The sequence below is a fragment of the Massilia sp. Root351 genome, from assembly GCF_001425045.1.
Classification (GTDB): Bacteria; Pseudomonadota; Gammaproteobacteria; order Burkholderiales; family Burkholderiaceae_D; genus Rugamonas.
Map to the genome: position 1 here is coordinate 17706 of NZ_LMDJ01000009.1, position 14504 is coordinate 32209.

11 protein-coding genes are annotated in these 14504 nt (G+C 66.7%); 5 read left to right on the forward strand and 6 right to left on the reverse strand.

All coding sequences use genetic code 11. From position 1 onward, the window contains the following. Positions 1–93: 93 nt before the first annotated feature. A complete protein-coding gene (locus tag ASD15_RS12250; RefSeq protein ID WP_057155245.1) occupies positions 94–2436 on the forward strand; it encodes a hypothetical protein in 2343 nt (780 codons plus the stop codon). Positions 2437–2557: 121 nt separating this feature from the next. Here the strand turns inward: ASD15_RS12250 and ASD15_RS12255 are convergent, their stop codons facing one another. Together ASD15_RS12255 and ASD15_RS12260 are read right to left on the reverse strand one after the other, a co-directional pair. Next, positions 2558–2935: a hypothetical protein gene (locus tag ASD15_RS12255; RefSeq protein WP_057155247.1), complete on the reverse strand. Its 378-nt coding sequence runs from the start codon at positions 2933–2935 to the stop codon at positions 2558–2560. 37 nt (positions 2936–2972) lie between these two features. Beyond that, positions 2973–4004: a DUF475 domain-containing protein gene (locus ASD15_RS12260; protein ID WP_057155249.1), complete on the reverse strand. Its 1032-nt coding sequence runs from the start codon at positions 4002–4004 to the stop codon at positions 2973–2975. A 137-nt stretch (positions 4005–4141) separates the two neighbouring features. Here ASD15_RS12260 and ASD15_RS12265 point away from each other — a divergent pair, with 137 nt between their 5' ends. From ASD15_RS12265 to ASD15_RS12280, 4 genes are all read left to right on the forward strand, one after another. After that, positions 4142–4588 carry a divergent PAP2 family protein gene (locus ASD15_RS12265; protein WP_057155251.1) on the forward strand — a complete coding sequence of 149 codons (447 nt, stop codon included), beginning with the start codon at positions 4142–4144 and terminating at the stop codon, positions 4586–4588. Positions 4589–4743: 155 nt separating this feature from the next. Beyond that, positions 4744–5916, forward strand: a complete 1173-nt coding sequence (locus ASD15_RS12270) for an efflux RND transporter periplasmic adaptor subunit (RefSeq protein ID WP_057155252.1) — start codon at positions 4744–4746, stop codon at positions 5914–5916. A 3-nt stretch (positions 5917–5919) separates the two neighbouring features. Further along, the gene (locus ASD15_RS12275; protein WP_057155254.1) at positions 5920–9132 is read left to right on the forward strand and encodes an efflux RND transporter permease subunit; all 3213 of its coding nucleotides are present in this window, start codon (positions 5920–5922) and stop codon (positions 9130–9132) included. 176 nt (positions 9133–9308) lie between these two features. Beyond that, on the forward strand, positions 9309–10721 hold the full coding sequence (locus ASD15_RS12280; protein WP_057155256.1) for an OmpP1/FadL family transporter: 1413 nt from the start codon (positions 9309–9311) through the stop codon (positions 10719–10721). 86 nt (positions 10722–10807) lie between these two features. Here the strand turns inward: ASD15_RS12280 and ASD15_RS12285 are convergent, their stop codons facing one another. From ASD15_RS12285 to ASD15_RS12300, 4 genes are all read right to left on the reverse strand, one after another. Continuing rightward, on the reverse strand, positions 10808–11125 hold the full coding sequence (locus ASD15_RS12285; RefSeq protein ID WP_057155258.1) for a hypothetical protein: 318 nt from the start codon (positions 11123–11125) through the stop codon (positions 10808–10810). Between the two features lie 138 nt (positions 11126–11263). After that, positions 11264–12196, reverse strand: coding sequence for an NAD(P)H-hydrate dehydratase (locus ASD15_RS12290; RefSeq protein ID WP_057155260.1), 933 nt, complete (start codon positions 12194–12196; stop codon positions 11264–11266). Positions 12197–12201: 5 nt separating this feature from the next. After that, positions 12202–12963, reverse strand: coding sequence for a histidine phosphatase family protein (locus ASD15_RS12295; protein WP_057155262.1), 762 nt, complete (start codon positions 12961–12963; stop codon positions 12202–12204). Positions 12964–13034: 71 nt separating this feature from the next. Continuing rightward, on the reverse strand, positions 13035–14447 hold the full coding sequence (locus tag ASD15_RS12300) for an L-cystine transporter (protein WP_057155264.1): 1413 nt from the start codon (positions 14445–14447) through the stop codon (positions 13035–13037). Positions 14448–14504 lie beyond the last annotated feature (57 nt).

The following is a 14504-nucleotide window of genomic DNA, read 5'->3' on the forward strand; positions in this document are numbered from 1 at the left end:
CTGCTTGGGGCTAGGTCTGCCGGGCTGATGTTTGATAATGCTTATTCAGAAGTCCCGGCGGGTGCCGGGGCGCACGATTAAGCGAGAACCACCATGCAAGCACAACTGGCACAGCCCCTCGACGCAGCAACTGAAGCAGCCGCTCAGGCCAATGATGCCCCCGTCCTGCCTCTGCAAGAGTCCGCTGAACCGGCGCCGCGCGGCGCCATGGACATGAGCGCCATCAAGGAAGCCATCGCCCGCGTGGAAGCCGAAGCCAAGGCCGCCTGCGCCGCCGAGAGCCGTGCCCACGCCGAAGCGCGCGCCCGCGCCCTGGCCGACGACCGCGCCGCCATCGACGCGGCCGCCGCGGCCGCCGCGCAGCAAAGCGCGCAGGCGGCCGAGGAAGCCATTGCCGCCAACCGTGAACGCCTGGAAAGCCTGCGCGCCGCCGCGCAAGCCAGCATGGCGCGCCTGGAAGCGGTGAAAATGGAAACCGCCGAACTGCGCGCCCGCGCCGAAACCGACACCCAGATCCGCCTGGCCGCCGAGCAGCGCGCCCGCGCCGAGGAAGAAAGCCGCAAGCGCGCCAGCGAACAGATCGCCACCGAATCCGAACTGGCCGAGCAGGCCGCGCGCGCCGCCGACGAGCTGAGCGCGCAAACCGAACAAGCGCGCAAGCAGGCCGCCGAGCGCCTGGCCGCCGTGCAGGCCGCACGCGAAGAGATGGTCGGCATCGCCTCCGCCGACGCCCGCCTGGCCACCCTGGCGCGCGAACGCGAGCGCCATGCCTACGGCGCGCGCCAGACCGCCGACGCGCTGGCCACGGCCGAAGCCGAAGCGCTGGAACTGACCGTGCAGCGCGAGCGCGCCGACCAGATCGCGCTGGAAGCGGCCTTCAACCGCGCCGCCGCCGAAGCGCGCGCGCTGGAAGAGGCCCGCGCGCTGGCGCACCTGGAGCAGGAGCGCGAAGCCATCGCCCTGGCCAAGGCCGAGTCCGAGCGCAGCGCCGCGCAGTCGCTGCACCTGCGCCTGCAGACCGAAAAGGAAATCCGCGACGCGGCCGTGCAGCGCGAGCGCCTGGAAGCGGTGGCCGCCGCCAGCGCCCAGGCCCGCCGCGACGCGGACGCGCGCATCATCAGCGCCACCGAAGCGCGCATCGAAGTGGACCGCCAGTTGCGCGCCGTCGCGCTGGCGCGCTTCGAGGCCGAGCAGCAGGCAGAAATCGACACCCTGGCCAAGGTGGAAGCCGAAGCGCAGGCGCTGGAGCAGGCCCGCCTGCGCCAGGCCGCCGAGCAGGCCGCCGCCGAAGCGGCCCGCGCCGACAGCCTGGAGCAGCAGCGCGCCGCCCAGCTGGCCGACGAGCGCACTGCGCTGTCGCGCGCCGCCGTGGAACTGGCGGCCGCGCAGAATGCCGCGCAGCAGGCTGAAGTGGCTACCCTGGCCGCCCAGGTCGAGGCGCAGAACGCCGCCACCGCGCTGGCCGAAGAGAAGGCTGCCCGCGCCGCCGAGTTGCTGGCCGCCGAGCAGGCCCGCGCCGCCGCCGAGCAGCAAGCCATCGCCGCGCTGAAACAGCGCCTGCAAGCCGAAGAGGGCGCCGCCGCAGCCGCCCAGGCGCGCAGCGCCGCCGAACAGCAGCAGGCCGAAGCGCTGCGCCTGCAGCAGGCCGCCGACGAAAGCCTGGCAGCGGCGGCCGGCAAGGAAGCCGCCGCGATGCAGCTGATGGCGGAGCAGACCACGCTGGAAGCCGATCAGAAGGCGGTCGCCGCCCAAGCCGTGGCCGCGCAGGCGCGCCTGGCGGTGGAGCTGAGCGCAGTGCATGTGCAGCGAGCGCAGGTGGAAGAAGAGAAGGCCGCCAAGGCCGCCGAGCTGTTGCAGGCCGAGCAGGAGTTCGTGGAAACCGAACGCCATTCGCTGGCCGTGATCGACCAGAAACTGACCCAGCAGCGCCTGGCCAACGCCGCCGAGGCGCGTGCCGCCAAGTCCATCGAAAGCCGCCTGGAGTCCGAGCGCGCCGCCACCGCCGCGCTGCGCGCGCAGGCCGATGCGGAACAGGCGCAAGCCGATCTGGCCCGCGAGCATGAGCGGGCGGTGCTGGCCGCCGCCCAGGCCGCGCAGGACAAGGCCAATGAGCAGAAGGCGTTGGTGGAAGCGGCGCAGGCGCACGCTGCGATGCAGCGCAAGGTGGCCGACACCACCCAGGCCATGACGCAGGCGAAGCAGAAGCTGCTGGAACTGGAAACCCGCCGCCAGCACGCCGCGCAGAATGCACTGAACGCGATTGAAGAGAAATTGGCAGCCGACGCGGCGCAGACCGCGCTGGTGGAGGAGAACGCCTTTGCCGCAACCCTGGCCGCGGCGCGCGCGCGCGCCGAGCACGAGCAGTCGGAAACCATGGCGCGCGACGTGATCGGCCGCTTGAAGGAGACTGCCGGCGCGGTGTGGCGCGGCCGGTGAGACGCTGGCGGGTTGCGCGGCCCTGCCGCTCGGCGCGCCCCGCTAACCCGCCTTGCGCAACACGGCAGGCTGTGACGGGATGTAGGGCGGGTTGGCGCGGAAACCGCGTAACCCGCTTTTGTTATTGCGCCGGGACTTGCAGGCGTTCTGCGTAGTACTCGGTTTCGCCGAAGCAGTCGGTCGGCACGCCTTTGTGCTGGGCGTAGGTAAGCAGGACGCGCTTGCCGGTGGCGGCGGACATCTGCTTGGCCAGCTCGGGGTCGCGCACGCTGAACTGGAATTTTTCCGGAATGGCGCCCGGCATCGACGTCAGCAGCAGCTCGCCTTCCCAGGTCTTGCAGATCCAGCCCCGTTTGGAGAATTTCTGCAGGTAGCCTGCGCGTTCGCCTTCCGAATAAGACACGCTGAGCGTGATCCAGGTGTAGGCGGCGAACAGCAGGCCGGCGCCCAGCACGAGCGCCAGCAGGAGATATTTGATGCGGGAAGTTGGTTTGATCATGTGATTCGCTGGTTTGGGTGGCAACCTTGCGATCTTATCATTCCCCGGCCATCCGGCGGCGGTATCGTACCGACGACCACAGCGACACCAGGATGAACGCCACCCCGGACAGCCCCGTGAACCATTCGGGAATGTGGTACTTCACGCTGGCCAGCATGATCAGCGCCAGGATGCCGATGGCATAGTGCGCGCCGTGTTCCAGGAAAACGAACTCATCCAGTGTGCCCTTGTGCACCAGGTACACCGTCAGCGAGCGCACGTACATGGCGCCGATGGCCAGCCCCAGCATGATGATGACCACGTCCGAGGTGATGGCGAAGGCGCCGATCACGCCGTCGAAGCTGAACGAGGCGTCCAGCACTTCCAAATACATGAAGCCGCCGATGCCGCCCTTGGCCAGCGCCACCCCCGTGACCGGGTCGTGTTCCTTGCTCTCGAGCAGGCTGCTGATCCAGTCCACCGCCACGTAGACCGCCACCCCGATGACCCCGGACGACAGCACGCTGAGCTTTTTCGCTTCCGGCACCAGGCCCACGCAGGCCAGGATGCCCAGCAGCGTGAGCAGGATGGCCAGGCCGGCGGTGCCCAGCGCGCCCAGCTTTTCCTCGATCCAGCCCAGCCAGTGCAGCTCCTTTTCCTCGTCGAACAGGAAGTTGAGGAACACCAGCAGCAGGAAGGCGCCGCCGAAAGCCGCCACCTCGGCGTGCACGCCGTTCAGGTAGCGCGAGTATTCGTCCGGCGTGGCGAGCGCCATATCCCACACCTCCAGCAGACCCAGGCCGGTGGCGAAGGAGACGATCAGCAGCGGGAACAGCAGGCGCATGCCGAACACCGCCACCAGGATACCCACCGTGAGAAACAGTTTTTGCCAGAACGCGTTCCAGTCGCGCAGTACGGCGGCGTTGACGACCGCATTGTCGAACGATAGCGACACTTCCATCACGCCCAGCACCGCCGTGATCCACAGCGCGGTCAGCATGCCGCTGACGCCGCCCCGGCTGTAGCCCCACCAGCAGGCAGCCAGCATGAGTACGATGGTGACCAGGATGGATATTCTGAAATGTTTCATGTGGGTCCTTATTGGTTCCTTCTGTGGTTTTTCCGCTGTGGTTGCCCAGCAAAGCCGGCATGTCGATTTTATATGACTTGCTATCGCCGTCCACAGCCATTCTGCGATAATGGATGGATTGCCACAAAGGAATTCCGATGGATCTCGCCTATTTGCTTACCCCTGTCATTACCTGGACCGCCGTCGGTCCAATCAAATTTTTGATCAATAGCGCCAAAGCGCGCCGCTGGGCCTTCAACCTGGTCGGCAACGGCGGTTTTCCCAGCAACCACAGCGCCGTGGTGTCCAGCATGGCCACCCTGATCGCGCTGCGCGAGGGCATGGGGCATCCGGCCTTTGGCGTGGCGGTGGCGCTGTGCTTTATTGTCATCATCGACGCCAACAGCCTGCGCCAGCATGTGGGACGCCAGGCCGCAGCCATCAACCGGCTGGCCCAGGAAGGCGCCGGCGCGCAGGACGGCAAGCAGCCGGGCGCGCATACCTGGCTGCGCGAACGCATGGGCCACACGGTGGTCGAAATCATCGGCGGCCTGTGCACCGGCATCGCCATCGGTCATTTGGTCCACGCTTTGTTTAGCCGATGATTTGCGGTCTATCCGCTATTTCAGCATTCCAGCCACAAAAACCCGCAGTCTGGCCCCCTGCGAATTGACACTGCCATCTGCTCCCCGGATACTCTGCGGCTTGCAGAAACATGCATTTAATAACAGCAAAGTAGTCCTATCCTCTGGAGATTTATATGTTGCGTAAAACCCTCATAGCTTTCGCCGTCGCTTCAGCGCTCGTCGCTTGCGGCAAGTCAGACAAAGCGCCGGAGGCCGGCAAGGCCAGTGCGTCGGCCAAGGCCGACGATAAGAAGTTGGCTACGCTGCAAATCGCCCCAGAGGATCTGGTCACGCTGGAAACCAATGCCCTGGCCTCCGGCCCGGTCATCACCGGTTCCATCGAGCCGGAACGCAAAGCCGACATGCGCGCCGAAGTGGGCGCCGTGGTGATGCAGGTGCTGAAGGAAAACGGCGAGGCGGTGAAGAAGGGCGACCTGCTGGTGCGCCTGGACGACACGTCGCTGCGCGATTCCATGAGCTCGGCCAGCGAGGCGGTACGCGCCTCCACCCAGTCGCTGGAGCAGGCCGAGCGCGTGCTGGCGCGCCAGAAGACGCTCAAGTCGTCCGGCATGGTGTCCTCGCAGGTGCTGGAAGACGCCGAAGTGCGCCGCAACAATGCCCAGAGCGACCTGTCGGCCGCCAAGGCGCGCCTGGTGGCGGCCAACCAGCAGCTGTCGCGCACCCTGGTGCGCGCGCCGTTCGACGGCATCGTCTCCGAGCGCAAGGTGTCGGCCGGCGATACCGCCCAGGTCGGCAAGGAACTGGTGAAAGTGGTCGATCCGTCGTCCATGCGCTTTGAAGGCCGCGTCTCGGCCGACAAGGTGGGCGTGGTGAAAACCGGCCAGAACGTGGTGTTCGCCATCAACGGCTACCCGGGCCAGAACTTCAGCGGCAAGGTCAAGCGCGTCGATCCGGCCGCCAACTCGGTCACCCGCCAGGTGGAAGTGCTGGTGGAATTTGCCGACAAGGCCCGTCCGGGCGTGGCCGGCCTGTTCGCCGAAGGCCGCATCGAGGCTGCCAGCACCGCTGCCCTGATGATCCCGGAATCGGCGCTGGTCAAGCAGGGCGACGACACCTTCGCCTGGAAGATCAAGGACAAGGCCCTGGTGAAAGCCCGCCTGGACATCGGCGCGCGCGACGCGCGCAGCGGCGCCTGGCAGGTGGAAAAAGGCCTGGCTTCGGGCGATATGGTGCTGCGCGCGCCGTCGTCGGCCTTCCGCGACGGCCAGAAGGTTGAAATGCAGCAGCCCAAGGCGGTGGCCTCGGCCGGCGCGGCGGCGCCTGCGGCAGCCAGCAAAGGAAACTAAGCCATGTTCCTCTCCGATTTCAGTATCAAGCGCCCCGTCGCCATGATCGTGCTGATCGTGGCGATGATGGCCATGGGGCTGCTGGCGCTGTCCAAGCTGCGCGTCAACCAGAACCCGGACGTCGACATTCCCGTCCTGATCGTCAACATCCCGTATCCTGGCGCCTCGCCGGAAACCGTGGAGCGCGAGATCGTCAACCGCCTGGAGAAATCGCTGCAAAGCATTTCCGGCGTGACCGACTCGTACAGCACCTCGCGCGAGGGCAGCGCCACCATCGAACTGCGCTTCGCCTTCGACAAGAACCTGATCGAAGCCTCGGACGAGGTGCGCAATTCCATCGCCTCGGTGCGCTACAAGCTGCCGACCGAGATGCGCGAGCCGATGATACAGCGGGTCGACGACTCGGCCCAGCCGGTCATGCAGATCTCGCTGTCGTCCAAGAACCTGTCGCACGCGGGTATTTCGCGCCTGGCGGAAGACAAGCTGGCCGACCGTTTCCGCGCGCTGGACGGCGTGGCGGTGGTCAACGTCAATGGCGCGCTGCGGCGCGAGCTGTCGGTGCTGCTGCGCGCCGAGAAGCTGCGTGAATACAATGTGTCGGTGGCCGAAGTGGCCAGCGCGCTGCGCATGCAGAACACCAACGCCCCGGTGGGCAAGGTGCGCGGCGCCCTGGACGAGAAGGCGATCCGCCTGGTCGGGCGCATCGAGCGTCCGGAAGAGTTCCAGGACGTGGTGGTCAAGCGCCGCGGCGACGAACTGATCCGCCTGGGCCAGCTGGCCACGATCGAAGACGGCTTTGCCGAAATCAACAACATCAGCCTGCGCTCGGGCAAGTCCAACGTCGGCCTGTCCATCATCCGCTCGCGTGAAGCGTCCACCGTCAGCGTGGCCAAGGAAACCCGCGCGCTGGTGGCTGAAATCAACAAGGAACTGGGCGAGACGGCGTCGCTGGAAATCACCCAGGACGGCGGCGAAGACGCGCAGGATTCCCTGAACAATGTGATCGAGGCGCTGGTGTTCGGCGCCGTGCTGACCATTTTCGTGGTGTACGCCTTCCTCAATTCGTGGCGCTCGACCCTGATTACCGCGCTGTCGCTGCCGACCTCGGTGGTGGCGGCCTTTATCGCGGTGTGGCTGTGCGGCTTCACCCTGAACTTCATGACCCTGCTCGGCCTGTCGCTGGCGATCGGCGTGCTGATCGACGACGCCATCGTGGTGCGGGAAAACATCGTGCGCCACATGCAGATGGGTTCGGACCGCCGTAAGGCCGCGCTGGACGGCACCGCCGAAATCGGCCTGGCCGTGGCCGCCACTACCTTCTCCATCATGGCCGTGTTCATTCCGGTGGCCTTCATGCCGGGCATGCCGGGCGAATGGTTCCGTCCGTTCGCGCTGACCGTGACCTGCTCGGTGGCCGTGTCGCTGTTCATTTCCTTCACGCTGGACCCGATGCTGTCGGCTTACTGGGGCGACCCGGCCGACCACCACACGGCGCAGAAAAAAGGCATCGGCAAGGTACTGGACAAGTTCAACCACTGGTTCGACCACCAGGCCGACCGCTACGGCAAGGTGATCGCCTGGGCGCTGCACCACCGCCGCTGGATGGCCGTGATCGCCTTTGCCACCTTTGTCGGCGCGATCGCCCTGCAGGCGAAATGGGGCGGTACCAGCTTCCTGCCGAAGTCGGACTTCGGTTCGCTGGCCATCGAGGTGCGCACGCCGTCCTCGTCGAGCCTGGAATACACCAAGATGAAGATGTCCAAGGCGGCGCAAATCGCCCACACCATCAAGGAAGTGGAAGCGACCAGCACCTATGTGAACCTGTCGGGCGGCCGCATCTGGGTCGACATCGGCAAGCGTTCCAAGCGCGACCGCGACGCCACCGAGATCGGCGTGGAACTGCGCCAGAAACTGGCCGGCCTGGTGGGCGGCGAGTTCGTGGTGCTGGACGACCTGTCCAACAACGCCCGCAAGCCGGTGCAGATCGACTTCGTCGGCCCGGATTCGCGCAAACTGATGGAAATCACCAACACCTTCATGGACAAGCTGCGCCAGGTGCCGGGCGCGGTGGACGTCGGCCTGTCCGAGCAGGATCCGAAGGACGAGCTGCAGATCGAACTGAACCGTTCGCTGGCCAACTCGATGGGCATTTCGGCCGGCGACGCGGCGCAGGCGCTGCGCGTGGCCTTCGCCGGCATCGAAGTGGGCGACTGGGTCGATCCGACCGGCGAAACGCGCGACGTGGCGGTGCGCCTGCACCCTGAAGACCGGGTCAGCCTGGACAATATCGAGCGCCTGCCGATCGGCGTGTCCAACACCAATATGATGGTGCCGCTGGACCAGATCGCCCGCGTCACCATGGGCAAGGGCCCATCGACCATCCGCCACAAGAACGGCAAGCGCACCATTTCGGTGTCGGCCAACGTGGAAGGCCGCGCGCACGGCGAAGTCATTTCGGACGCGATGAAGCTGGCCAAGTCGCTGGACTACCCGCCCGGTTTCGGCCTGGCCGTGGGCGGCTCCGGCAAGGACCAGCAGGAAGTGTTCACCCAGATGGGCATTTCGCTGGTGGCGGGTATCGGCCTGATGTACCTGGTGCTGGTGATGCAGTTCGGTTCCTTCACGGCGCCGGGCGCAGTGATGCTGTCCTTGCCGCTGTCGCTGATCGGCGTGGTGGTGGGCCTGCTGCTGACCGGCGGCACCCTGAACCTGATGAGCTTTATCGGCGTCATCATGCTGATGGGCCTGGTGGCCAAGAACGCCATCCTGCTGCTGGATGCGGCGCGCAAGCGGGAAGAGGAAGGCTATGGCCGCGAGGATGCGCTGATGTATGCCGGCCGCATGCGGCTGCGTCCTATCCTGATGACGACCTTTGCGCTGATCGCCGGCATGATGCCGGTGGCCATCGGCATGGGCGAGGGCGGCGAGTTCTACCGCCCCATGGCGATCGCCATCATCGGCGGCACCATTACCTCCACCTTCCTGACCCTGCTGGTGGTGCCGACCTTCTACGACAGCATCGAGATCGCCCGCGACCGCATGGTGGCCAAGTTCCACCGCCGCGATGCGCGCTGGGGCTCGGCGCTGGCCTTCTTGCTGACCTTCGTCGAGGCGCTGCTGACGCTGGTGTTCGTGCGCCTGGTGTACCGCCTGCTGAAATGGGTGGTGCTGAAGCTGACCGGCCGCGGCGGCGCCAGCCTGAAACCCGCCGCCTGATCCGCCCGCCCGGGCGCCGCGCTGAAAAGGACCCTCCGGGGTCCTTTTTTTATCGGTTTAGTAACTCAAGGCAACTGCTTCATAAATGTAGTATGCTACGCCCCCGCCTGGCGCCGGCGATCCGCCGCCGGGATAACACATAGCAAACGACATCGCACTGCTCCTTGAGACTGACATTGAAACCTGACTACCTGCCCCTGATCGTGGCCGCCGCGCTGGCCGCCATGTCCACCTCCGCCGCCGCTTCCGGCTACCGTTTCGGTTCCCAGAGCGTGGCCGCGCAAGGCACCGCCGACGCCAACGCGGCCGAAGCGGCCGACGCCAGCACGCTGTTCTACAACCCGGCCGGCATGAGCCGCCTGCAGGGCCAGCACTTCAGCGCCGGCACCACCGCCGTGGTGCCGCACTCGACCTACACCGACACTGGCTCCAAGCGCTTCACCGGCACCGCCACCGGCGGCGCCGCCACCGACGAGTACGCGCCGGACTTCGTGGTGGCTCCTTCGCTGTACTACACCAAGCAGATCAACAGCCAGTGGACCGCCGGCATGGGCCTGTTCGTGCCTTACGGCACCAAGCTGAACTACGGCGACAACTGGCACGGCCGTTACGCGCTGACCAATATCAAGCTGGAAGCCATCGCGCTGAACCCGTCCGCCTCGTTCAAGCTGAATGAGCGGCATTCCTTCGGCTTCGGTGCGACCGCCGAGTTCATGAAGGCCGAGCTGGGCCAGGCGGTGGACGTGCCGGGCACCGTGGCCGCGCTGGCGGGCACGCCCAACAGCGCCGCGCTGGTGCGCCAGATCGTGGCGCTGGGCGGCAATCCGGCCGCGCTGGCGGCGGTGAAGGACGGCCGTGGCGAGAACGACGGCAAGGACTGGGGCTTCGGTTTCAACCTGGGCTATATGTTCCAGCTGAACCAGGACACCCGCTTCGGCATGTCCTACCGCTCGCCCATCTCGCACAAGCTGAAGGGCTCGACGGTATGGGACTTTTCCCGCGTGACAAGCGACCAGGTGGTGAACAAGGTGCTGGCGGCCAGCTCGCGCAAGGTAAATTCGGCGGCCCTGGTGGCGCTGCGCACGCCGGAAACGCTGTCGCTGAACGGCTTCCACCAGATCAACGCGCGCTGGGCCGCCATGGGCGACGTGACCTGGACCCGCCACTCGCGCCTGGGCGACCTGCACATCGAGTTCCCCGGCACGGACGAGGGCGACGAAGTGATACGCCAGCAGTGGAAGAACACGGTGCGCGTGTCGCTGGGCGCGAACTATCAGTTCGACGACAAGCTGACCCTGCGCGGCGGCATCGCGCACGACCAGACGCCGGTAAACGGCGACCAGCTGCGTCATCCGGCACTGCCGGACAGCGACCGCAACCAGTTGTCCTTCGGCGCCAACTACACGCTGTCGCCGCGTGCGTCGATCGACCTGGCCTACAGCTACCTGCACTTCAAGGATGCCCATGCCGACTACCGCAACAACTGCTCGCCGCTGACGGCTGCTTGCACCGGTAACGGTGAAACCACGCGCGGCACCTACCAGACCCGTTTGCAACTGCTGGGCGTGGCGTTCAACTACCGGTACTAAGCAGTTTTAACCGGTGCCCGGCCCCGTGGGCGCAAAGAGGCAGGCTGTCCCGCGAGGGCAGCCTGCTTTGTTGTTTGTTGTTGTGCTTATTGCTTGGGCGGCTGCGTATCCTTGTTGGTGCCGCTGCCGGTGGTGCCCGAGGTGCCGGACGTGCCGCTGGATGGCGGCGTGGTTGGCGTAGCGCTTGGATCGGTCGGCGTGGCCGGTGCCGGCGTGGTGGTGTCGGGCGCCGGAGTTGGCGTGGGCGTGGCGGCCGGCGGGGTGGTGGCGGCCGGCGTGGCCGGCGCGGTAGTGTCGGTGGCGCCGGTGCTGGTACCGGTGTCGGCGGCGCGGTCCTTGCAGCCCGCCAGGGTGGCGGTGGCGAGTACTGCGCTCAACAGCAGCGTGGTGCTTAGTGCTTTCATGATCTTTCCTTTCACGGTGAGTAAGTCAACTTGCCTATGGAAATGCTCGCCAGAATAAGTCCTATCGTTTGCCTGCTTGTTGTTTGCCGGCTATTAGAGTCCTTTGCGGTGCGAAGGTTCCGCTCGTCGCTTGCGTTTTCAGGCCGGCGCCAGCGTACGCAGCAGCGCCGGCACTTCGGCCGAGATTTCGCGCGCCAAGTAGCCCAGCGTGCCATAGCGCAGCGCCAGCTGGTCGCCGGCCGCTGCGTGCAGCGCCACGCCCCATGCGGCCGCCTGTTCCAGTGCGCAGCCGCGCGCTGCCAGGCCGGCAATGATGCCGGCCAGCGCGTCGCCCGAGCCCGAGATGGCCAGGCCGATGTTGCCGCCCTCGTGTTCCCACAGCTCGCCGCCGGGGGCGGCGATCACGGTCAGCGGCCCCTTCAGCGCCACCACCGCGTTCCAGCGTGCCGCGTAGCGCAGCGCCATGCCGTGCGGCTCGGCCTGCACCGCCTGCCGGGATTGCCCGCACAGGTGGGCCAGTTCGCCTGCGTGCGGCGTCAGCAGCACCGCCTCGTCGAAGCGGAAGTGCTCGCTGTCCACCGGCTCGGCCAGCAAGTGCGGTTCGGCCGGCGGGCGCAGCAGCTCCATGGCTCCCGCATCGAGGATGATCTTGCAGCCCGCGAAGCGCGGCAGCAAGGCGCGCACCAGCTCCGTGCTGGCGGCCTCGTCCTGCATGCCGGGTCCGGCCAGCAGCGCATCGACCTTGGGGGCCAGTTCGCCCAGCTTGCGCGCGGCCTCGATGGAAAAGCCGCCGCCGGCCGTTTCCGCCAGCGCGATCACGCGCGCTTCGGGCAACGCGGCCGCCACGTGCGGCGCGGTGCTGGCGGCCGTGGCCAGGGTCAGCTTGCCGGCGCCCGCGCGCAGCGCCGCCGTGGCCGCCAGCAGGGCCGCACCCGGCATTTCGCGCGAGCCGGCCACCACCAGCACGTGGCCGCGCAATTCCTTGTCGCTGTCGAAGTTGGGCAGCGGCAGCGGCCATTCGCGCAAGGTGCGCAGGCTGATATCGATGGCGTAGGTCTTGTTGCTGGGCATGGCGGTCAGGATTTGGGAGCGGCCGGCATGTCCGGCTTGGCGGTGACCGGCGTGCCGGTCTGTTCCAGCGGCGCCACGAAGTTGGCGCCCTGTAGCACCAGCTTGCCGCGCTTGCCGGCCGCCGGATCGAAGACATATGAGGTGACGCCGCAGTTGGGCACGTCGGCCTCGCGGTCCACCGCCAGGATTTCGGACTCGTCCATGCGCTCCAGCAGGTAGCGGAAGCAGTTGACGATGACCTGGTGGCCGACGATGAGCACGCGGTCGCCCCGGTACTCGCGGGTGATGGTGTCGAGCACGCTGCGCAGGCGCAGGATCACGTCGCACCAGCTTTCGCCGCCCGGCGGGCGGAAATAGAACTTGCCCACGTGCTTGCGCTGCTCGGCCAGTTCGGGGAATTTGTCGGCAATGCCCAGCGGCGTGAGCCGGTCCAGGATGCCGAACTCCTTCTCGCGCAGGCGCTCGTCGGCAATCACCGTCAGGCGCTCGCGGCCCAGCTGTTCGATGACGGCGGCGGCGGTGCCGGCCGCGCGCACATAAGGGGAATGCAGCACCACGTCGGGCTGCTGCGCGGCGGGCAGGGCGCCGAACCAGGCCGCCAACGCGCGCGCCTGGCGTTCACCCAGCTCGGACAGGGGCACGTCGACGTCGCGGTGGGCGATATCGATCAAAAACTGCGAGGCCGCCTCGGCCGCCTCGCGCGCCACGTTGCCCGCGCTCTGGCCATGCCGCACGAGCCACAGTTGCTGGGGCCACTTTTGTTCCATGCCGGCTGCTCCATTCGAGAAGAAGTCCGGCCCATGCTAGTCGAATTTACAAAAGTGTGTCGCGAGGATGCTTAGGCTGCTTTACTTTCCTGTTCCGTTTCGCCGTCCTCGCCCAGCTCGGCGTCGGCGTTGAACACGGCCATATCGGTTTCGCCCAGCGCGCGGCTGGTGAGGGTGCCGGCCATGATGGAGCCGCTCACGTTGAGCGCGGTGCGGCCCATGTCGATCAGCGGCTCGATGGAAATCAGCAGCCCGGCCAGCGCCACCGGCAGGTTCATCGACGATAGCACGATCAGGGCGGCGAACGTGGCGCCGCCGCCCACCCCGGCCACGCCTACCGACCCGACCGCGATGATGGCCAGCAAGGGCACGATGAAGCCGGCCGTAAACGGGTCGATGCCCACGGTGGGGGCGATCATCACCGCCAGCATGGCCGGGTAGATGCCGGCGCAGCCGTTCTGGCCTATGGTGGCGCCGAAGGAGGCGGCGAAGTTGGCGATGCCTTCCGGCGTGCCGAGGCGGCGCGTCTGGGTCTGCACGCTCATCGGGATGGAGCCGGCGCTGGTGCGCGAGGTGAAGGCGAAGGCCAGCACCGGGAAAATCTTCTGCACGTAGCGCAGCGGGTGCAGGCCGGCCGCCGCCACCAGCGCCAGGTGCACGCAGAACATCAGGATCAGCGCGCTGTACGAGGCCAGCACGAAGCCGATCAGGTTGAGGATGTCCGCATAGCTGGACACGGCCACCAGCCCGGCCATCAGCGCGAACACGCCGTACGGCGTCAGGCGCAGCACCAGGGTCACCATGCGCATCACGATGGCGTGCGCCACCTTGATGAAGTGGTCGAAGGAGGCGAACAGTTCCGGCTTCTTGTCGTGGATGCCGATGGCCGAGACGCCGACGAAGATGGCGAAAATGACCACCGCGATGGTGGAGGTCTTGCGCGCACCGGTCAGGTCGAGGAAGGGATTGGCGGGGATAAAGCTGATCAGCATGCTGGGCAGCGAAATGGCCTGGGCGTCGCCCAGTTTGCCCTGCAGGTAGGCGCCGCGCGCCGCCTCGGCCGCGTTGGCGGTCAGCCCCACCGCGCTCAGGTTGAACAGCTTGGCCATCAGGATGCCGATGCCGGCGGCCACGATGGTGGTGGCAATCAGGGTGCCGATGGTCAGCGCACTGATCTTGCCCAGCGAGGAGGCGTTCTTGAGCTTGAGTATGGCGCCGATGATGGAGACCATGATCAGCGGCATGATGATCATCTGCAGCAGCTTGACATAGCCGGTGCCGACGATGTCCAGGTACTCCGTGGTGGTCTTCAGTTCCGGATGGCCGGCGCCGTAGATGGCCTGGAGGGCGGCGCCCAGCAGCACACCCAGGCCGAGGCCGGTAAATACGCGCACGGTGAAGCTGGCGTGGCGGCTCTGCTGGCGATACATGAAGGCAAGCAGCGCCAGCGCTGCCGCGAGATTGAAAATTACATTGAATGCCATTCGCCGGCCCTGGACTTGTGGTGGTGGATAAACAGTTGCCGGGCCATTTTAAGGCAA